This window comes from Bacillus sp. AF62 (assembly GCF_050312695.1).
Taxonomy (GTDB): Bacteria; Bacillota; Bacilli; order Bacillales; family Bacillaceae_G; genus Bacillus_A; species Bacillus_A cereus.
This window is the reverse complement of sequence record NZ_JBNPJZ010000047.1, coordinates 216402-236971: the sequence shown is the minus strand read 5'-3', so window position 1 is coordinate 236971 and position 20570 is coordinate 216402. Positions and strand designations below refer to the sequence as shown.

The following is a 20570-nucleotide window of genomic DNA, read 5'->3' as shown; positions in this document are numbered from 1 at the left end:
ATTCAGTTAGCTTATTAAAGAGTTGCGACAGATTGATTTGTTTTCATACCTTTCCATGATAGAAACTGTCTCTCTAATTCCTTCTTAATTTGCAGTTCAATTGCATTCATTTCATCCAGTTTTTCAATAATCGATACTAGCATACCTTTATTATTCGTCATCGCCATTTTAATTGCACGATACTGTACATTTGTAAATCCTTGTACAATATCCTCTACCCGATCACACCAATAATCAAATTCTTGCTCCGAATATTGCAACGTTTCACGGAAGTATGCAAAGGCATGCTCATAACTATATTTACGAATTGCAAGTACTGGTATTTGTTTTACTGCTGCTACAAGTCCAGAAAGCGCATATCCTTCTTCCTCATTTGCCATTTTTACAATTAAATTTTTCAGTTCCATAGTCAGTTCATTGTCGTTCTTTTTGAATGTTTCTGTGAAATAACTAGCTACTGTTTCTTGCGTTGGCTCCCCAATTCCTTCTATATCAATGAAATACCCTCCACCAAATGGGTTATCTTGAATAGAGTGAAGTACTTTTTCTCTTTCCATATTTCCTTCCCAACGAAAATCAGGATCTAGCATGAACCACTCTTCTTCTTTCTCTGTTTTTGATATCATTAAATAATGTGGAAACGGTTTTTGATGAAATTTATTTTCCCTCTCTGGTAATAGAGACATATCAACCATTACAATGACATAACGATTTTCCGGCTTGTTTTCTACTAATTCTAAAAACGTTTCTACATTGCTATCTTTATCTTTTGCATGATCATACCATTCGTTTACTTTAATACCGTACAATTTTTCAAACCAAAGTAAATAATGATCATGGTTAATGTTTTCAGAGTGATATGAAATAATTCCGCCTTCTGTTATATCAAAATCTCCATCCCATAGTCCAAAATAAAATGGACGAAAATCAATGTCGCTACGCCTTTTTATAATTTCACAAAAACAACTCACTAAACAGTGCACTTTAATTGAAGTCATACTCTCATCCACTTTCCTAAAGGTTAGTTATTCACATTTACTTCCTGTAACGGCTGTAACTCCTCCATAAAATCAAGCAAAGATCCTACAGTAAGAAATGCCTTTGGATCTACCTCATCCTCTGGAACGCATAGCTTTACATCCATTTCTATGTATACAATAAGCTGTAACATCATTACCGAATCTATATATAAATCTTGATTTAAGCGCATCGTTTCTTCTAAATGCGTTACATTTTTCAGTTCCATTTTTTCTATCATAATTTTTAACACGGCATTCTTTAACGCTTCCCGTCTCATGTTGTAACCTCTCCCATCTCTAGTAACTTTCTACTTACTTTTCCAGTTTTATTTTTAGGAATTTCATTTACACTTTCAATTTCATGCGGAACTTTATAAGAAGGTAAGTGCTGAATACACCATTCTCTTATTTGTACTGGATCAACATGAGATATCACTTTCGCTTTAACTATTTCGCCCATGACAGGATGTTTCCCTCGATATACAATTGCCTCTTGCACACCTTCCAATCGAAGCATCGTTTCTTCTACCTCTATAGGAAAGACTTTTAATCCTGAAACATTAATTACATCGTCCATACGCCCCATAAAATGAATGCCACGCTCAGATTTATACCCTAAATCTTTCGTGAAAATTTCCTTATCATTCATTTTCACGACGATTTCTTCCGGTGCATTTTCATCTGAACCTATGCTTATACTCGCATGAGGTAGAGGGTTTCCTAAATCTAAATGGCTCTTCATATCATGACATATACTAATACAACCTGCTTCAGAACAACCGTATTGCTGCATCATATATGTTGTCATTTCTTTTAGTTTATAAAATAGTGCTTCTGGCAAAGGCGATCCTGATGTCATAATTTTATGAAACTGAAACGTTCCTAATGGAAAACTCCCCATAATGTGTAACATAAGTGGTACTGCATATATAATATGTTTTTCTGTATTGCGAACTACATTTAATGCGAATTTAGGATTTTTGTTCGTAATGATTACAGGCTTGCTCCCCCTCGTAATTGCTGATAACGTACCACATATTAGTCCGTATGAATGTGAAACAGGAGCCATAACGATTGGCACTTCATCTACTTCACAGTTTAAAGCTTCATTATAGGCAGTAATTTCTGTATCAACTTCCATCCATGCTCTACGAATCAGTTTCGGTTCTCCCGTAGTTCCCGAACTATATTGCAATAAAGAAGGCTCTTCTAGTAAAAAGTTCCCTACTTCTAATTTTGTAAAATCGCCATATTCTCCATATAAAACTCCTACACAATTTGCACGCTTTGCCATTTCAATAGCCGTTTCTTTTGGCGTATCTTCATGTATAAGTAATACTGATGATTTCTTTTCTTTTAAGAAAAACACAAGCGTAATAATATCGAATGGATCTTTCAGACAAAGTGCAAATCTATTTCCTTCTGCTTCTTGAAATTGTTCCATTTCCTCATAAACTTGTAATCTCAAATTAAAATCACTTTTGCTATACTCTTGTTTATTAACGATTAGCATAATTTCCCCCTGTAACAACTGATTTTTGTTTCATAAGTTGTCTTACTCTATACAATGGATTTGGAACTTCATGAACAAGCGATTCCACATCCATATATAATCGACGTTTCGTTAATTGTTCAGCATAGAATGTAGGTGCATATAATTGAATATTTTCAAATCTACCTTTCAAATGTGGATATATTCTTAAATGATCTTCAATTTCTTCAACAACCATCATCCAAAAATGTTCTTCTTTCAATCCATATTCATCCGCAAGTACGAATGCTAATTCTCCTAAATTAAACAGGAAAAGTGCATCTAACACCATCTCTTGCAAACATTCGATGCGATCCATTTCAAAGAAATCATTCATTTTTCCATTCGCATATGTTTTATGCATTTTAGTAAAGTCGGGACATTTGTCAACTTCTTTCAAATATGGACGATAAAACTCAAGCCCTTCATGAAAATCCTTTAACGCAATACGAACAGGCACCCCTTCTTTATGGACTAGAATCATATTTTGTCCATGTGATTCCAGTGCGATACCATGCTCTACAACAAGATGTATAACTGGTATTATCGCTTTTTGAATAAGTAATTGTAGCCAATCCTTCATTCCATATTTGTTCAACCACGCATCAATAATTGGTGTACCATCTTTCTCTTTAGCGTATAAACCATTAAAAGGAATTGCATCCTCTTGTGCATCTAAATACTTATGAATGCTTTCGCGCCAAATACATCCTAATGAACCATATATAGCTTTCTTATTCGTGTCATACGTTACACTTGAAAACTCGCTTAACAAGATTAAACGTGCTTCATCCATTAAATAGGCGTCATTACTTACAACATCATTTAACCAATTTGATATTGCTGGTGCACTCACAACAGAGTATGGTTTCAGTGTACGGAGTGTTGAAGTGTTGAGTAAATTCATCGATAATTTAACGTACGGTTTCTTTGGACTCGTAATATTTCTTAACGTTCTCATTGACTGTTGCGCGCAATAATCGTCCTCTGATGTTCCTAAATAAATAATAAAATTACCCTGTATATGATCCCCATAATTTGAAATGATGAAATTCACCCACTGCCATGGGTGAACAGGTATAAACACGTACTGTTTTGGATAACATCCCCTATTACGAATTCGTTCCATAAACTCTTCTAATTTATGATCGCCAATCTCCTCTTTTAAAAGGTCGTTATACATCACTTCATTCTCATAACCTACAGTCGCATAATTCTTATGCGCTGCAATCCAAATGAGTTTTATTGGCTGCATAAATTCATATCCATATTGAAAATTGTCACGATATTGAAATCCAACACGTGCTTTATAACTAGGGTGATATGGATGGCCGTCTATTAAATGGCTTTCAAACTCATCGTAAGATTTTTGAGTATATTCTTTCTTATTATTTCTTTCATATTGTGCAATCGTGTCTTTAAATATTGTTTGTTCTAATTCGTGCATAAAAGAATCTAATTTAGCTTGTTCTACACTAGCAACCCGAAAAACTTCTTCTAGAAATTGCGAGACAGATTGTATTTCTTGCTGTTCATCTTGGACTCTTACTATTAATGAGTCTAAAGAAATACGTCCAAATGTCATCCGTTCCCTGCCATAGCATTTGTACGTGACACTTTTTTCTTCTTCATCAAGTCCTTGTATTATAAAAAGAATTTGTTCTTCTTTTTCTCTGCGAACCGGTGTAATAATCCCCTCATAAATTAACGATTCTACTAATTGACGTAGCACTCTTCTTCGTACTGAAATGTAATCTTCTGATTCGAGCGCCTTCAATACTTTCGTATGATACATGTCCACTCTCATAAAACCCTCCACCTTATGACAAAATACCATTATTTGTATTACGTGAAATTTTAACGCTATTTATGAACGAACAGCCACTTCTCTAACGAGCGGATTATGTACTTGCACATAAATTGCTTGCTCTAATGGATTACTTAACTCATCGACATCGAAAAATCTCGTTAGTAAATTTGCTTTACACGCTAACTTATCTTCGTCCAATAATTCTCTTAAAAATGTTGAAGGTTCCCGGTTATACGGAAGGAATGATTCAAGTACAGACCTTAATTCCGAGAGAAGAATTTCCTCCTTAATTAATCCTGCTGTGCCAAAACCATTAATGAGGCCAAACATATGATTGAAAATTAAGTAGTAACGAAATCTCTCATCCACAATATAGTCGTCATATAAATTTCCAGTACGTTCTCCAATACCAACTAATTCATTATTAAGCATCTCTTTCATTGAATTACAGAAATAAAATCCTTGATTATCACGGAAATAATATTTGACCGGATAACCATCTTTTAGCTGAACAACGCTATTTTGCTGATGAGCTTCTAATGCAACACCATACTGTAAATACATCCATACCATTGGCTTTAAAGAAATATTCATATATCGTCTAAACCACTCTAAGCTTACTTCTTCACAGCTTTTACTTTCTAAATCTGCTAGGCGATGAATAATATTCGATAACCGCGTACGCTCCCCAGGTATAGCGTCTTGAACTAGCCCAGCAATTAATGTTGCGTCGTTTGCATGTTCACTATAAAAAGGGTTCTCGCGAATAATCACTTCAAATCCAGATTCTTGTGTTCCATAATTTAATGTAATATAGGCTGGATCACAAATAAAATCAAAGCCTGGAAATCTTTCTCGTACTTCACCAATAGCCGTATTTAACATTTCCTTCCCTTCAAGACCACTCTCAAGTTCTTTCAGTTTATTAATACGCATTGAATTTGTTACTTTCACCGGAAATGAAAACTTAAGCATATACTTCGAATCGGGATGATACAGTGTCCTTAGTGATGATGTTGCCATATAATACTTACCTACAGGTCCAATATACTCAAGCAATTCTTGAACTATCCAATCTTGTACGTAAGCTTGATGCAAGAGCCATTCTGCCTGAAGCGGATGAATTGGAATTAATGCATATTGATCTTCCTTACAGTACTTCGCTATAAATTCCTTACTAACCATCTCATCATTACTTAATTCTTCTTTTATAATCGTTGTTGTAGAATCTGATAATAATGATTTTTCATTTACTATACTTTTATGGGCCCGAAAATAATGAAGCTGACATTCTCCTTTTAATTCTGGAGAATACATTTCACTTTTCCAATCTAATATCCCCTGTCTACTCTTTGGTGTAGGATGAGTTAAATGCCCAAATAATAAAGACTGCTCCGCTTCTATAAAAGTTGTATGGAAACCGTATAATGCGGATGTATCTTCTATTCTCTCTTTTGTAAATTCCTCAATATTTTGACAACTACAGATAACTCGAAGCATAAGTTCCGCAGGATTCGTTCCTTCTCCGTAGTTGATAGACATCTCTTTTATTAAAAATGTAATAACTGTAACGTAATCTGCTTTAATAACAGAATTACTATCTCCAATTTGATAATACAATTGTTCTCCAAACAAATGACGATCTGTTGATGATTTATATATAACTTCTCCATACAAAGTAACGTTCTGTGCCGATAGCCGACAACATAAATATGTGGGGACTGTATCTCTATTCAACGTATTACTGAAGATACTCTTCATTCTTTCATCCTCTGTAATCCATTCTCCACTCCCCGTTTCTCTTAAATAACAGTTTAAAAAGCTTTGTAATGTTGCATGTTCTGCGATTTGTTTCGCATGCTGCATACTGGTCCTCCTCTTTATATTAAAGCTATCGAAATTTCATATAATAAACGATAATTGAATGTCGTTATCAATTACGATTCTAATTGATAATGATATTCAATTCAAGAGTATATTTCAGAATTTTTTTATCTGATTTAATTTTTCTTGTTTTCTCTCTTTTCTTTAATCTAGTTAAAAATACACGAAAAAAATACTCAGTTTCAAACTACATACTTACTATTTTTCATTAGTAATCTATCCAAAATGGTTAAACAAAAGAGGTATACCTTAATTGGTATACCTCTTTCAAACATAAAGTTTACATAATAATATTATTTAAGTAAATCTATATAACTGTTTGTATAACAAATTCAAATCTCTCCAACAATACGCTGTTTCTTCTACCCTTACTCTCTCTAAAAATTTCGTATCAATTTTTTCAGGGTTAAATTTTTCATAAAACTTTTTAGAAGGATTATTCGTAACAACCCAAACTAAAAGTGATTGCATATCATTGTTTATACAATCCGATAATAAAGCTTGAAATAACTTTTGTCCTATTTTCATTCCTTGATACTCTTGTAAAAGGTAGATTGCATATAATTCTCCATCACAATTATATGTACCAGTTCTTTCTACTCCCCCATCGATGAATCCAACTATGTCTCCATTTAAATTCTCTGCTACAAATCTAAATTGATGATTACCTTCTTGTTGAAAAATATCTTCCCATTGTTTTTCTCGTTTCTCATATGCTATATTATCTAGAATTTCGTCAGCAAATATCCCTTTATACGTTGTTTTCCAACTATCAACATGCACCTTTGCTATACCTGGTATATCATCCTTTATTGCTCTTCTAATATGTATTCCCATCATTTCTCCCCCTTGTTACTCATCATTATATCAATTTCATTCCTTAAAAATCCAAATAAAAAAGAGTGAATTCACTTCACTCTTTTTTATCACAATTATCTACTTTCCACTTCAACTGAAACTACTCGATCAATCTCTTTCAGGGAACTATATAACTCTGTTGTATATAAATCTTCTGGAGCTAAAATAACCATCTCTAGTTGCTGAAATGCTCCACTATCTATATCTTTAATTTTCACGCGTTTCACATGCATGCCTAAATTTTTAATTTGCTTAAATATACCATCTAACTCATGATGCTCTTTAACAGTAATTTTTATAGATAAATCCTTTTGTCTTAATGAATACGGTCCTGCAATTTTCACAAGTTGCGGAAGTACATTAATCGCTAAAATAATTAAAACCATAGCAACTGTCGCTTGTAAATAAAATCCCGCACCAATTGCGATTCCTAAAGCTGAAGCAGCCCACACCATAGAAGCTGTTGTTAATCCAGAAATAACGTCATTACTTCTTCGTAAAATGACACCTGCGCCAAGAAAACCAATTCCACTAACAATTTGAGCGGCCAGTCGCATCGGATCCATATTTGTATGTCCTGGAACAGAATATACATGCACAGATTCAATTGAAACCATCGTAATTAAACAACTTGCTACAGAAATAACCATACTTGTTTTCACACCAAGTGGTTTATTCTTTAGCTGCCTATCTATCCCGATGAATAATCCTAAAAAGAGTGCTAAACCTAATTTGAGTAAAAATTCATATGACATATTCCCATTCTCCTTACTTTACAATGTTTCCCTTAGAATAACTCACTATAACTCTTTTATGATATCAATTCCAGTCTTTTCTATTCATTTAACGTAAAAAACCGAAAAAACATTTATAACTATGTTTCTCCGGCTTTTTATTACACTTTAGATTCTTCTTTATTTCTGATCTTTAATCTTAATTTCTGCACCTTTGTAGAATGCTAATTTACTGTCATTATACTCTTTTGTAAATTTGTTAAACTGCTCTTTCGACTTTTGTGCTTCCACATTTAATTCATTAACAGTTTTAACTTTTTCACCGATTTCTTTTAATTTCGTTTCTTTTACTTTTAATTTTTCATACAGTTCTTTTTCAGTCGCTAACACTTTCGTGTAATTTTCATTCATCTTTTGGAATGCATCATAACGATTCTTATACGACTCTTCTACTGCTTTTGCTTGTTTTTGTAACTTCTTATCTTCAATCTTCTCTATATTACTTTGAACAGATTTCGTTTCCTTCTGTGCTTTTTCTAGCATTTCTTTCTCACTTTTCAATACTTTTTCACGATCATCTACATTTGCAGTAGCTTGCTCTATTTTCTTCACAACTGCTTCATTATGATCTTTACCTTCTTGCAAAATTTGAGCATATAATTCTTGCCCTTGTTTCTCTAACTGCTCTAATTTTTTTGCTTCATCCATTAAAGATTTTTCTTGTGTTGCTGCTGTTTCAAAAGCTGTATATAGATTTTCTTCTGGCTTTTCACCGAAACAACCTGTTAAAAGTCCTACTGATAATGCTCCAACTACTGCTACTTTTCCATACTTCAACGTTCATTCCTCCATTACATACGGTTATCATGCCAGAAGTTCACTGGGAAGTGACTCTCTTCATGATAAGCTTCAAACTCATAACCTTTTTCTTTTAGCCCCTTTAAAATTGCTGGCACAGCAGCAACTGATTGCGGGTGAATATCATGCATTAAAATTACTTCTTGTGGTTTTGTTGCGTTTGTTAATACGTTTTGAGCAATTTGTGCTGCAGCTGCATCAACTGGCATTTTATTGTATCTCCAATCTAATGAATCAATTGTCCAATCCCATACTTTAAATCCGCCTTCTACCACTTTATTTCGAAGACCTTCATTCAATCCAGGCATCGAACCATATGGAGGACGTGTTAATTTAGGTGATTTCCCAATAATATTAGCGATTAAACCTTGATCTTCTTTCATCTCATTTACATACTCGCCATTTTTATATAACTTTGCGAAATTATGTGTCATACTATGCATGCCTACATAATGACCCTCAGCATTTTCACGTTTCACTAAATCAGGAAATTCTTTTACATTCGCTCCAATTAAAAAGAACGTCGCCTTCGCATCATGTTGTTTTAGCGTATTTAATAATTCAGCCGTATATTTCCCTGGCCCATCGTCAAATGTAAGATAAGCAACTTTTCTTTCTTTTCCATTAAAACGACTTGGTGCCGTTTTATTCATTTCAACTTTCGGCTGTTCACTTGCAAGCTGCACTACATTTTCTTGTTTCGCAACAGCTTTTGCTGGTGAAGTAATTGATTGAAACATGTAATACCCAATAGCTACTGCGGCAATCGCTATTAAAACGACTACTATTTGTTTAATTTTTAAAGCTTTTTCCATTCTATCGAATTCCTCTCCCTATTAATCTTATATATAAATCGCCCAATATAATTATACATCTATTTATTTTTATTTCACCATATAAATAGATTTTATTTGTATTATAATGGGAGTTTTATCAAAATTGTTGTTCCTATTCCTTCTTTGCTTGTAACACTAAGCACACCGCCATGAAGCTCTACCATTTTTTTAACGATAGCTAAACCAATACCTGCACCTGCAGCATGATTATTAATTTGGTAAAATGATTGCTCAATATATGGTAAATGTTCTTTAGCAATTCCAATCCCTTCGTCTCTTACCTTAATCACTGCTTGTCCTTCTATTTTAGTCGCTTCAATGTGTATTGTACTTTTTTTATGTGAATACTTAATTGCATTTTGAACAATATTCAAGAAAACTTGCTTTAACCTATTTCGATCTCCCATCAATTCAATTCGGTCTATAGTAGTAATAAATTGAATTTCCTTCTCTTCCGATTTAGGAGTTAATTGCCAAATCGTCTCCTCTAGTATATCGTACAACTGCACCTTTTGTTTATATAAATTAAAATGATTTGATTGTAATCTTGAAAAATCTAGCAATTCTTCTACTAAATGAATCAATCTATCTGTCTCACCTGAAATAATGCCCATACCTTGCTTTATTTCTTCTTCTGTTAAATGATCTACTGTTTTTAACGTCTCACTCCAACCTTTAATTCCTGTTAAAGGCGTTCGTATTTCGTGCGAAATAGAAGCAATGAATTCATTTTTCATCTGCTCAGCCTTATCTATTTTATAGGCCATATAATTTAAACTATGTGCCAAGTCCCCTAATTCTCCAGGATAATCTTCTTTAATTTTTTGCTTTAATGTGCCTTCTGCAATTTGTGAAGAGGCTTGAATAATGGATTCAATTGGCTCAACAAATGAATTTGCCAAACGTCTACTAATTAAGAAGGCGACTCCCGAAATAACAATACCTACAGAAATAGTAAACGTAATAATTTCAATAATCTTTTTATTTACATTTGTTAAAACAGTCGTATATTTTAAAACACCAATAGTTTGTCCTTGATGTATAAGTGGGCTTAGCACCTCTAGTTGTTTTTTATTACCTTTCGTAGTAACTTGATTATACATTTCACCTTCTAATAATGATTGTGGAATATTCACTTTACCTTCTACCTTTTCACCACTTGAAGATTGTATAATCGAGCCGTGACGATCAATTAACTGTAATTCTGTTCCTTCTAATTGAAAGCTACTAATTATGTCACCACTATATTCTTGTAATCGAATAAAGTATAGTGAATTGTATTCTGAAAAAAAACGTGTACTCGTTTTCGCATGAGACTCTATATATTGCACAATACCATTATAATAGTATCGATAAATTGAAACTGAAAATACAACTTCAAATAATACAAGCATAAGTGTAATGACCGTCATAAAATATAAAGTCACTTTCCGTTTCATCTCATACTTTCCTTCCACACATATCCTTTTCCCCACACCGTAAGAATAAATTCAGGTTCTGATGGATTACATTCTATCTTTTGACGTAACCGTCTCATATTTACATCTACTACTTTCGTCTCACCTACGTAATTGGTTCCCCAAATCATATTTAAAATTTCATCACGCGAAACTGGCTTTGAAGCCTGATTCATTAAATACTGTAATATCATATACTCTGTAGGTGTTAAATCGACTAATTGTCCATCTTTATACAATCTTTCTTCTACAATATTTAACGAAAATGGACCTGACGTAACAATATTCGTTTTTTCTTCATGTACTTCTATTCTTCTTAATAAAGACTGTATACGTGCAGTTAATACTACTGGACTAAACGGTTTTGCAATATAATCATCTGCACCTATTCCTAGTCCTTGCACCTTATCTTCATCTTGTACACGTGCGGTTAACATAATAATACCCATTTTTTTATTTTCTTTCCTGATAGCCTTACAAACTTCTAAACCATCAATCCCCGGTAACATTACATCCAGCAGTGCTATATCAACAGTTTGTTCACTCAAAATCTGTAACGCTTCTTCTCCAGTAGTAGCTTCTATTACATAAAATCCAGCACGTTTTAAATTTAAAACAATAAAGCTACGGATCGTTAATTCATCTTCTAAAACTAAAATTTTTGACATAATTCCCACCTCCTACTCTTGTTGATAATCCGCTAGCGGTTTTATATATGCTTTCACTTTTTCAAATTCTGATTGCTTCGGTACTGCATATACGTGAGAAGCCGTTTTAATTGCTGCGCTGTAGCCTTTTATATTGAACCATTCTTTCCGCTTAAAAATATGAACTTCAAGCCATATTTTATTTGTTCTTGTATCCAAAAACTTTTGAGAATTTGATTCTTTTTGCTGATCTGGTATTGTAATTTTCCCTATTAACTCTTTAGGAATTTTCACATAATACCCTTTTTCTATATCTATATATCGTTCTTCAATTGGTTTAATTCCAGATTCACTCCACTGTATGTAACGTTCAAAAAGCGGACTATCACCATGTGATTTATCCTCCCAACCTTTTGGACGTACAGTACGAACAAATTCAATAATGCCGTCTTCATTAACATCTTTACTTTCTACAACATATTCATTAAATAAATCTTCTTTCCCACCTATAGGTAATACTTCATAATGATCCTGATCAAATTTTGCTACATAAGTTATACCTGAATGAGCCCCTGTTCCCGCATCAATTACAACTGCCTTTAATGATTTAGAAATACGGCCCATTTGTATTCTTTGAATACTATTTATATACGGATCAAATGTAACCTCTGACAATACCTTAAACTTTTCAATGAACTGAACCTTCAACTGTTCATCTTTCATATACGAAACAAGGCTTATGTCTTTAAAACCATTTTTGTTTAAATCATCTATAAATAACTTTGTATACTTCTGTCTATAAAATTCCTTTATATCGTCACTCTCATTGGAAAAAACATACATTGTGTTTTCTAATAAATCACGATTGGTAGTTATTCCTATCAATAGTTCCCTTTTTCCACTCCCTGTGAAATCTCCTACCTCAACAATATCTACTTCTTCCCCATCAAATGTATAGGTTGACTTCATATTCCATCCATTATTTTTCTTCTCATATACGGCTAAATATATATGATAATCTTCATTAGGTATTTTATATACGATGACAGCTTCTTTTTTATTATCTCGTTCGAAATTCATTGACCATGTCGTCTGTTTATCTCTATTAGACATTGGAGTAAGTAAGCGATAATTAACAGGTAAATCTTTATCAATTTGTTCCTTTAATTCATTAATCCATTTTTCATTTGTAGGAGCTTCCATTAGACTTGTTGGAGCTTCAGACATTTTACATCCAGTCAATATAAAGATAATTCCCATCATGCTTAACCATTTCTGCATATGATATCTTTCCTTACCACAAATTTTGAATATGTCCTTTTACTTTTTTACCTATCCATTATACTCATACATATGAGTATAATTTTTCTAAACTAAAAAATCGTTACAGAAAAGTTACAAATACATTCCAAAAAAAAAGATTGGCAAAAGCCAATCTTTTTTTATTATTCGTTTCGGACTGATTTTGGCGTTACACCTAAATGATCATTTAATTTTTTTGAAATATCTTTTACATTTTTTTCATTTGGAATGTAATAATAAATACCACCGATACGTTTATCTGTACCTTCTATTTGCAATTTTTCCATTTCCAAATTAGATCCTGCCATATTTTTTGTAATGGCAAGCATATCGTCAAATGTTAAGTTTGTTTTCATATTTTTATCAACCGCATCTAGTAAAGAGCCCATTTTGCTAATTGATTGAACAGACATCGCTTTTTTGGCAATTGCTTCTATTACAAGTTGCTGTCTCTGTCCACGCATTGCGTCACTATCAATTTTACGCGTTCTTGCAAGTGCAAGAGCTTGTTCTCCATTTAAATGTTGGTAACCTTTTTCTAAATGGATCATACCAGCTTGGTCTTTACTATCTTGTTCAGTGAAAGTAACTGGTACATCAATATCAATACCACCAATTGAATCGACAATTTGTACGAATGATTCAAAGTTAAACTTCACATAATAATCAACAGGTACATTCAAAAATCTTTCCACCGTATCGCGTGTGCTTTCTACGCCACCAAATACGTGAGCATGAGTAATTTTATCTAATTTTTTTCTAGTTGGAATATAAACACGTGAATCACGTGGAATACTTACTAGCTTAACAGACTTATCATCTTTATTAATTGTTGCTAATAAAAGTGCATCTGTTCGAACTGCTTCGCCATATTGGCTTTTTCTCATTTCACTTCCATCTACACCCATGATTAATATTGAAATATTATCCTTTAAAGGTTCAACTTCCTTATCACGCTTTGATGACTTATCAATTTTTGCATACGCATCATTTACAACAGCTTTTGCTTTATTATATATAAACGAACCATATCCTACTCCTCCAAAAATAAGTAGGAAAAATGGAATTAATATGAACCATTTTATTGACTTTCTTTTAGAACGCTTTTTATTACTTCTCGTATTTTGTTCTAATTCAGAGCTCATACCCATTCGCCTCTCTTTCTCTTTACCAAGTATAATGTAAGTCTATTTATCTTCATATTGAATTTCCTTTCAGTAACCTTACAATTTTGTAAGGTTACTACTTAAACCCAATATGTATTCCATTTCACATTATACTCTCGTACTTATTTTTGGCAAGTCACTATTTACCAATTTCAAAAATTTAGCACTTCGCAACATGCGAATTTACAAATTAATTAATTCTTTCATTTTAAATTAGGATATCTTTTTCTTAATAAACGATATGAATAAAGAGTCAAGCTAAATATAAAATCTCTATGAATACAGTATATTTCACGTTCTTATTTCTCAAACGGCGTATACACGCTTTTCTTCCCCTGATTATCAATGAAAGCCGACTTTGCTTTTATTTTCGTTTTTTCTACTTCCCTATCTTCATTTGAGAAGTTCACAATGATTTTAATATTTTTTCCATAAGAAACAGATTGTACTAGCTTATCTTCTGACAAATACGCAAAATTCGTCATCTCTTCTTTTACTGCTTTTTCATGAACTTCATTCCAAACTTTTAGATGCTCTGTAATTTCTTTTTTATGCTTATTCCACTCTACTTCATCTAAATGGTACAACGGAGGAACATTATACAATAATTCAGACAGCATTCGATTTCCAACTTCATCTTTTACCTTTAAACTTCCCCATTCCCAATGGTGCGTTGTAATAACGGAATCATTGTATACTAATTTATATAATGGTAACGAATATACTGGGTTTAAATACACTTGTTTATATTCTTCTTTCAATGGTACTTGTTTTGCATATTTTTCGGGAACATTTTGATTTGGTGACCAATATCCACCGACATAATACGGACTTGTTTTATTTTTCCGCATATCTTCATCGTCCCATTTAATAACAGGTGTTTCAATTCCGTGTGCAAATGCAATCGTACTACTAGCAAAATCATTTCCACCTTCAGAACCAACGACCATACCCTTTTCTTGCGCAATGTAGTCCATTCGTTTTAAACGTGCTTTTAAATCTTGCTCTTGTGTCGTTATATGTTTCGCTGAATAGTCATCGTAAATTTCACCTGTCGCATCACAATCAATAAACCATGAATTATATTTAGGACCATTTTGTAATATATCATTCATGCGTTCCTTTACACTAGGCAGCGATAAAGTCGGGTTTAACTTGCGACCTCTGCCTAAAAAGCCTTGCACCTTTTCTCCGTTTTTCTTCGTTACAGTAGCCTCTTCATATAATGATGGGTCATTAAAGGATGCTGTGTTCCAATTTTTATCACTTTTTTCGTGAATGGAATGATATGAATCATACGGACCAACTAAATACCCCATTTCCTTCGCTTTTGTCACGAAATTAGGTTGCATAAATCCTTGTTCCCAGTTCGGCAGACCAATCCACGCTTTTTCTATTCCTACCTCTTTCATTTCCTTTAGTATGTCCGTTCCATCTGCATTACCCCATTTACTTACCTCTTCAACCGCATCACCAAGTAGCGACTTTAATAAATGCTTATTTAAGCTATACAATTCTGTGTTCGTTAAGTGACCTACACCTTTCTTTAATAGCACACTAGCTTCCTGATCAACGTTTTGAAAAATATCCTCTTTATAAAATTCCTTCATGGATAATACTTCGTTTATATAACGTAAAATAACATTTTTTTGATACTTATCAATGAAATCTTGTTTACTTACTTGATCTAATACATTCAGTTCCCCAGGCTCTGAACTATTCTTTTGAATAAGTTCTTTTATATGACTAAACAGCGGGCTATTTATTTGCTCCCTTAGTTTTGGCCAATTTATATTATTTTCTGATAAACCATTTTGATTCCAAAAATAAAAATGCGCCGCTCCATATAACTTTTCGATTTCTTTATTTTTTCTAGCCTTTTCTTGTAATGTTTTAAATTCACCTTTTCGAACAATATCATCCTTATACAGTTTAGCAATGCTTACCGCATCATTATTTGTCACATATAATTGAAATCCATATGTTTTATTTTTATTTATGCTCGGAAATTCATGTGTAAAATCAAATCCTATTTTCGGATCCGAATGAAATTTCAATTCATTATTAAACATATTGTTTGCAATATATACAATTGAATATTTCGAACCATTTAAAGCGAAAAACTTCATAGAAAATGATTCAGCAAATGAATATGCATCATCCTTTAAAAACTTCTTCCAATTCTCATCATTGCTCGGAATTTGCTTACCCTCCCATAACGGAAGTGTATAATTTTCAGCTTCTACTTTCGGCCATGTAAAGCTTTCTGCACCAGTCGATTCCACTTCAATGTTTAAGTGGTCTTTTTTCTTTTCTAATTTTATTTTTACTTTTTGATCTGGATATTCCCACGATGTACGATCCTTTTCTTTTTTTACATTCGATACCTTCATTTTCGGTAGGGGTTGTGATGCCTGTTCCTTTATCCCCTCATGTTCTACAGTTAATGTGAATGTTTCTGGATTTACATCATAAGTAAAATCTTTATACGTCGATTTCTTTATTTTAGACTCTTGTACAGCATTACTACCTTTTACGTCACAACCGACTAAAGTCGAAAATGGCATAGTTGTTAGAAGACATATCGCTATCATTTTTTTCATCCTCTGCACCTCCACCAATGAATATACAGGTGGTTTGTTACAGGAATGTGGCAAAAAATAATAGAGCTAGCATTTTGCTAGCTCTATTTGGAGTATTAAAAGTTGATATGAACAACTATAATTCGCTTAGAAGATATGTAATACAGTAACTGCATTTTTTCTCAACAATTATGAAACTAAACAAATCAAAATTTTAACAAGCATTCTTTAACTGAAAAAATAAGTGTATACAATGTATCCTAAAAGTAGTACTAAAATGATTATCCCTGTACCTTTCCAATTCATACCGCCTGCTATATCAACTGGACTACCTGTTTCCGCTCTATTGAGTCCGTCATGTAAAGAACCCGTAGGATTACTTTTTAATTCACTTTGTCTCATACGCTCTCTTTTTTCTTCTGGTGACTCTTTATTCATTTAATCACCTCCAAAATGAATGCACTCTTTACTTACATTATTCAAAATCAACATTTGTTTTATATTTTTTTCCGAAAAAACCTAATTTAAAATAGGTTTGCAACGTAAAGAAAGCTAGCCATGCCAGCTTTCTTTACGATCCAATATGCTCTTCCTTATTTACAATAATACCTTTATGGTCGATTTCAAGCTCACATACTTTCATATCTGTAAATACTCTCGCTAATTGCTCAGCGATTTCTTGACGTTTCTCATATGGCGTTAATATAAAAATAGATGGTCCCGCACCGCTAAGTGCTGTACCGTACGCACCAAATTCTTTTGCGCATTTACGAATAGATGGTAATAACGGTACGAGTTCTAAACGATATGGCTCGTGAAAATGGTCTCTCTCCATCATTTCACCTACAACTTCCCACCGCTTTTGACATAATGCAGCTACTAATACGTTACTTATCGCACTAGCTTTAACTGCCTCATGAAACGGAAACATCTTTGGTAATACAGATCGACTTTCATCTGTATTTAATTCTTCATTCGGAATAAGAGAAATTACCCCTAACTCCTTGCTCTCAATTCTTACGACGGAAATATCCTTTCCATCAAGTGCTCCGATTACAGTTCCACCTAATATAGAAGCAGCAACATTATCAGGATGTCCTTCAAAATTTGTAGCAATTTGAACTTTTTGATCAGCAGTTAAGTTCAAATTGCCTAGTTGATTCGCAAGTTCTATCCCAGCTACAATCGCTGATGCACTACTTCCTAGCCCTCTTGTTAATGGGATATTACTAGTAACTTCTATTATATGGGGTAATATAGAAGGACAGACTTTACATGCCGTGCTAACGATTAAATTTTTATCGTCTGTCGGAATTGATTCTTCAAAGGAATGGATTACTTGCCATTTATCAGCTTTTTCTTTAACCACCACATCTAAATACAATGACAAAGCTATTCCAACTGAATCAAATCCAGGACCAACATTTGCCGTACTAGCAGGGACACGAACACTTAATGGTATCACGACATAATCACCCCTTTAATATGATCTTTAATCTGTTCTATATCATTTGACAAACTTGCGATGTCTAGTTGATTTGAAGAAATAGCGATATCAGGATCCTTCAAACCATTTCCAGTTAATACTGCAACAACTGTTTCTCCCTTTTTGATTTTTCCAGATTTAACATGTTTAATTACGCCAGCTAATGAAGCATTTGATCCCGGTTCAGCGAAAACTCCTTCAGTTTTTGCCAATAACCTATACGCATGTAAAATTTCTTCATCTGATACCATATCTATTTCACCACAAGACTGCTCGGCAGCCTCTACTGCATACGACCAACTTGCTGGGTTACCAATGCGAATTGCTGTTGCAATTGTTTCAGGCTCTTCAATTACATGCCCTTTTACAATTGCCGCTGCTCCTTCTGCTTCAAAGCCATGAATTCTTGGCTTCTTATAACCTTTTTCTTTCTCATATTCACAGAAGCCTTTCCAATATGCTGTAATATTCCCTGCGTTCCCAACAGGGATAGCTAGAACATCTGGTGCATTTTGCAATTGGTCACAAATTTCAAATGCTGCTGTTTTTTGTCCTTCAATTCGATAAGGATTCACTGAATTTACTAATGTAATCGGCTCTTCTACAGCAATATTTCTTACAGCCTTAAGTGCATCATCGAAATTCCCTTCTATTGAAATAATTTCAGCTCCATAAGCGACCGCTTGCGCTAATTTTCCATGCGCAATCTTTCCTTCAGGGATTACGATTATACATTTCATCCCAAGACGTGCCGCATATGCTGCAGCTGATGCTGATGTATTACCTGTTGATGCACAAATGATTGCTTCTGAACCTTCTTCTTTCGCCTTAGCAACTGCCATCACCATACCACGATCTTTAAAAGAACCTGTCGGATTCGCTCCTTCGTACTTACCATATAGCTGAATCCCTAATTGCTTTGATATATTTAATAACGGAATAAGAGGTGTATTTCCTTCCATTAAACTGACATCAGGTGTGTTTTCATTCACCGGTAAATAAGAAGCATATTGTTTCAATAGTCCTTTATACATATTGTTTTTCCTCCTCAATAATGTAGTAACTGTTTATTTCACTTGCGACAGCTTCTATCGCTCCTAAAACTCGTTCGAATTGATACTTGGAAGTTCGATGTGTCACAACAACAACTTCTGCCAGTTCACGGTTTAAAGGTAATTGAATAACTTCTTTTAAACTCACAGAGTAATTAACGAAACATTCTGTTATTTTTTGTAACATCCCAGGCTCATCTCGTAATGAAATACGCAAGAAATATTTCGAAACTACTTCTTCATCACCTTGTAATTCATAAGGAACTGGTTCTTTTAACGCACTTTTATTTTTCGGCACTTGATTCATATTTTTAACGATGGAAATAATATCACTTACTACAGCAGAACCAGTTGGCAACTTTCCAGCTCCAGGTCCGTAAAACATTACTTCTCCTACCGCTTGACCGTGAACATATACTGCATTAAATTCATTATTTACATTCGATAATGGATGACGACTTGGTAAAAGTGTCGGTTCTACACTTAAATGAATGGCTGATCCTTGTTTTTCTGCTTTCCCAATTAACTTCATAGTAAATCCTAACTTTTCAGCCATTTGTAAATCTTCTTTTTCGACCTTTCGAATCCCTCTTACTTGCACATCATCTAATGAAACATTCATCGAAAAACCTAAGTTTGCAAGAATTGCTACCTTTCTCGCCGCATCTAGTCCATCTACATCTGCTGTCGGATCCGATTCTGCAAAACCTAATTTTTGCGCTTCCTGTAAAGCCTCTTCATAAGACCACCCATTTTGACTCATTTTTGTTAACATATAATTTGTTGTACCATTTACAATTCCCATTATTTTTTCAATTTGATCTGATGCTAGCCCGTCAGTTAGTCCTCTTAACACTGGAATACCGCCTGCTACGCTCGCTTCATAACATAAATCACAATCATTATCGTTTGCCAGTTGAAGAAGCTCTGCACCATATACAGCCATTAAATCTTTATTTGCTGTTACGACATGTTTTTTATTTTCTAAAGCCTTAACAATATGCTGTTTTGCTTCTTCAATTCCGCCCATTACCTCTACTACAATATCAATATTTGAATCATTTAGAACTTCATCTACATGACTTGTGACTGCAATTCCGTCAATACAAACATCGCGTTCTTTTTCCAAATCACGTACAACGACTGTTTTCACTTTCACTGCGTATCCTGTATCAAGAGCGATTTTTTTATAATGTTCTTTCAAAATATGAACAACACCACTTCCGACCGTACCTAAACCTAATACCCCAACATTTATAACGTTATTCATCTTCTAATCTCCTCCTAAAAGTTTAATTGTTACACCTATAAATCACCTTACTCTGCTTTTTTGTCATGCAGGTGGTGG

General features: G+C 33.7%; 18 protein-coding genes. All 18 read right to left on the bottom strand.

Annotation, left to right across the window (positions count from 1 at the left end):
- Positions 1 to 14: 14 nt before the first annotated feature.
- The gene (locus ACQRBL_RS09435) at positions 15 to 998 is read right to left on the bottom strand and encodes a DUF6005 family protein (RefSeq protein WP_000200705.1); all 984 of its coding nucleotides are present in this window, start codon (positions 996 to 998) and stop codon (positions 15 to 17) included.
- A 23-nt stretch (positions 999 to 1021) separates the two neighbouring features.
- Positions 1022 to 1297 carry a petrobactin biosynthesis protein AsbD gene (asbD, locus tag ACQRBL_RS09430; RefSeq protein WP_001250562.1) on the bottom strand — a complete coding sequence of 92 codons (276 nt, stop codon included), beginning with the start codon at positions 1295 to 1297 and terminating at the stop codon, positions 1022 to 1024.
- Positions 1294 to 2532: an AMP-binding protein gene (locus ACQRBL_RS09425; protein WP_023521730.1), complete on the bottom strand. Its 1239-nt coding sequence runs from the start codon at positions 2530 to 2532 to the stop codon at positions 1294 to 1296. The genes asbD and ACQRBL_RS09425 overlap by 4 nt, the downstream gene beginning before the upstream one ends.
- Positions 2519 to 4357, bottom strand: coding sequence for an IucA/IucC family protein (locus ACQRBL_RS09420; protein ID WP_411995677.1), 1839 nt, complete (start codon positions 4355 to 4357; stop codon positions 2519 to 2521). Before ACQRBL_RS09420 ends, ACQRBL_RS09425 begins: the two co-directional genes overlap by 14 nt.
- Before the next feature lie 60 nt (positions 4358 to 4417).
- On the bottom strand, positions 4418 to 6226 hold the full coding sequence (locus ACQRBL_RS09415; protein WP_001163357.1) for an IucA/IucC family protein: 1809 nt from the start codon (positions 6224 to 6226) through the stop codon (positions 4418 to 4420).
- 315 nt (positions 6227 to 6541) lie between these two features.
- Complete coding sequence (locus ACQRBL_RS09410; protein ID WP_003270281.1) at positions 6542 to 7084, bottom strand: GNAT family N-acetyltransferase; 543 nt, start codon at positions 7082 to 7084, stop codon at positions 6542 to 6544.
- 92 nt (positions 7085 to 7176) lie between these two features.
- Positions 7177 to 7857 carry an MgtC/SapB family protein gene (locus tag ACQRBL_RS09405; RefSeq protein WP_000119510.1) on the bottom strand — a complete coding sequence of 227 codons (681 nt, stop codon included), beginning with the start codon at positions 7855 to 7857 and terminating at the stop codon, positions 7177 to 7179.
- A 159-nt stretch (positions 7858 to 8016) separates the two neighbouring features.
- The gene (locus ACQRBL_RS09400; protein ID WP_023521729.1) at positions 8017 to 8673 is read right to left on the bottom strand and encodes a YkyA family protein; all 657 of its coding nucleotides are present in this window, start codon (positions 8671 to 8673) and stop codon (positions 8017 to 8019) included.
- Between the two features lie 14 nt (positions 8674 to 8687).
- Positions 8688 to 9509, bottom strand: coding sequence for a peptidoglycan-N-acetylglucosamine deacetylase (locus ACQRBL_RS09395; RefSeq protein ID WP_000409484.1), 822 nt, complete (start codon positions 9507 to 9509; stop codon positions 8688 to 8690).
- 101 nt (positions 9510 to 9610) lie between these two features.
- Entirely contained in the window at positions 9611 to 10969 is a 1359-nt protein-coding gene (locus ACQRBL_RS09390; RefSeq protein WP_411995678.1) for a sensor histidine kinase, read from the bottom strand.
- Positions 10966 to 11655 carry a response regulator transcription factor gene (locus ACQRBL_RS09385; protein ID WP_411995679.1) on the bottom strand — a complete coding sequence of 230 codons (690 nt, stop codon included), beginning with the start codon at positions 11653 to 11655 and terminating at the stop codon, positions 10966 to 10968. The genes ACQRBL_RS09390 and ACQRBL_RS09385 overlap by 4 nt, the downstream gene beginning before the upstream one ends.
- A gap of 12 nt (positions 11656 to 11667) precedes the next feature.
- Positions 11668 to 12915: a hypothetical protein gene (locus tag ACQRBL_RS09380; protein WP_001174877.1), complete on the bottom strand. Its 1248-nt coding sequence runs from the start codon at positions 12913 to 12915 to the stop codon at positions 11668 to 11670.
- A gap of 164 nt (positions 12916 to 13079) precedes the next feature.
- The gene (locus ACQRBL_RS09375) at positions 13080 to 14081 is read right to left on the bottom strand and encodes an LCP family protein (RefSeq protein WP_002163948.1); all 1002 of its coding nucleotides are present in this window, start codon (positions 14079 to 14081) and stop codon (positions 13080 to 13082) included.
- A gap of 320 nt (positions 14082 to 14401) precedes the next feature.
- The gene (locus ACQRBL_RS09370; RefSeq protein ID WP_023521726.1) at positions 14402 to 16705 is read right to left on the bottom strand and encodes a glycoside hydrolase; all 2304 of its coding nucleotides are present in this window, start codon (positions 16703 to 16705) and stop codon (positions 14402 to 14404) included.
- Positions 16706 to 16912: 207 nt separating this feature from the next.
- A complete protein-coding gene (locus tag ACQRBL_RS09365; protein ID WP_001031479.1) occupies positions 16913 to 17122 on the bottom strand; it encodes a DUF6366 family protein in 210 nt (69 codons plus the stop codon).
- A 133-nt stretch (positions 17123 to 17255) separates the two neighbouring features.
- On the bottom strand, positions 17256 to 18149 hold the full coding sequence (thrB, locus tag ACQRBL_RS09360) for a homoserine kinase (RefSeq protein ID WP_053564717.1): 894 nt from the start codon (positions 18147 to 18149) through the stop codon (positions 17256 to 17258).
- Positions 18146 to 19204 carry a threonine synthase gene (thrC, locus tag ACQRBL_RS09355; RefSeq protein ID WP_411995680.1) on the bottom strand — a complete coding sequence of 353 codons (1059 nt, stop codon included), beginning with the start codon at positions 19202 to 19204 and terminating at the stop codon, positions 18146 to 18148. Before thrC ends, thrB begins: the two co-directional genes overlap by 4 nt.
- Positions 19197 to 20492: a homoserine dehydrogenase gene (locus tag ACQRBL_RS09350; protein ID WP_023521724.1), complete on the bottom strand. Its 1296-nt coding sequence runs from the start codon at positions 20490 to 20492 to the stop codon at positions 19197 to 19199. Before ACQRBL_RS09350 ends, thrC begins: the two co-directional genes overlap by 8 nt.
- Between the last annotated feature and the right edge of the window lie 78 nt (positions 20493 to 20570).

Excerpts from the sequence above, each read along its gene's own strand:
- thrC (WP_411995680.1), bottom strand. The coding sequence starts at position 19,204 with ATGTATAAAGGACTATTGAAACAATATGCTTCTTATTTACCGGTGAAT.
- ACQRBL_RS09370 (WP_023521726.1), bottom strand. The coding sequence starts at position 16,705 with ATGAAAAAAATGATAGCGATATGTCTTCTAACAACTATGCCATTTTCG.
- asbD (WP_001250562.1), bottom strand. The coding sequence starts at position 1,297 with ATGAGACGGGAAGCGTTAAAGAATGCCGTGTTAAAAATTATGATAGAA.
- ACQRBL_RS09435 (WP_000200705.1), bottom strand. The coding sequence starts at position 998 with ATGACTTCAATTAAAGTGCACTGTTTAGTGAGTTGTTTTTGTGAAATT.
- ACQRBL_RS09425 (WP_023521730.1), bottom strand. The coding sequence starts at position 2,532 with ATGCTAATCGTTAATAAACAAGAGTATAGCAAAAGTGATTTTAATTTG.
- ACQRBL_RS09380 (WP_001174877.1), bottom strand. The coding sequence starts at position 12,915 with ATGCAGAAATGGTTAAGCATGATGGGAATTATCTTTATATTGACTGGA.
- ACQRBL_RS09410 (WP_003270281.1), bottom strand. The coding sequence starts at position 7,084 with ATGATGGGAATACATATTAGAAGAGCAATAAAGGATGATATACCAGGT.
- ACQRBL_RS09405 (WP_000119510.1), bottom strand. The coding sequence starts at position 7,857 with ATGTCATATGAATTTTTACTCAAATTAGGTTTAGCACTCTTTTTAGGA.
- ACQRBL_RS09350 (WP_023521724.1), bottom strand. The coding sequence starts at position 20,492 with ATGAATAACGTTATAAATGTTGGGGTATTAGGTTTAGGTACGGTCGGA.
- ACQRBL_RS09415 (WP_001163357.1), bottom strand. The coding sequence starts at position 6,226 with ATGCAGCATGCGAAACAAATCGCAGAACATGCAACATTACAAAGCTTT.
- ACQRBL_RS09395 (WP_000409484.1), bottom strand. The coding sequence starts at position 9,509 with ATGGAAAAAGCTTTAAAAATTAAACAAATAGTAGTCGTTTTAATAGCG.
- ACQRBL_RS09385 (WP_411995679.1), bottom strand. The coding sequence starts at position 11,655 with ATGTCAAAAATTTTAGTTTTAGAAGATGAATTAACGATCCGTAGCTTT.
- ACQRBL_RS09390 (WP_411995678.1), bottom strand. The coding sequence starts at position 10,969 with ATGAAACGGAAAGTGACTTTATATTTTATGACGGTCATTACACTTATG.
- ACQRBL_RS09375 (WP_002163948.1), bottom strand. The coding sequence starts at position 14,081 with ATGAGCTCTGAATTAGAACAAAATACGAGAAGTAATAAAAAGCGTTCT.
- ACQRBL_RS09420 (WP_411995677.1), bottom strand. The coding sequence starts at position 4,357 with ATGAGAGTGGACATGTATCATACGAAAGTATTGAAGGCGCTCGAATCA.
- ACQRBL_RS09365 (WP_001031479.1), bottom strand. The coding sequence starts at position 17,122 with ATGAATAAAGAGTCACCAGAAGAAAAAAGAGAGCGTATGAGACAAAGT.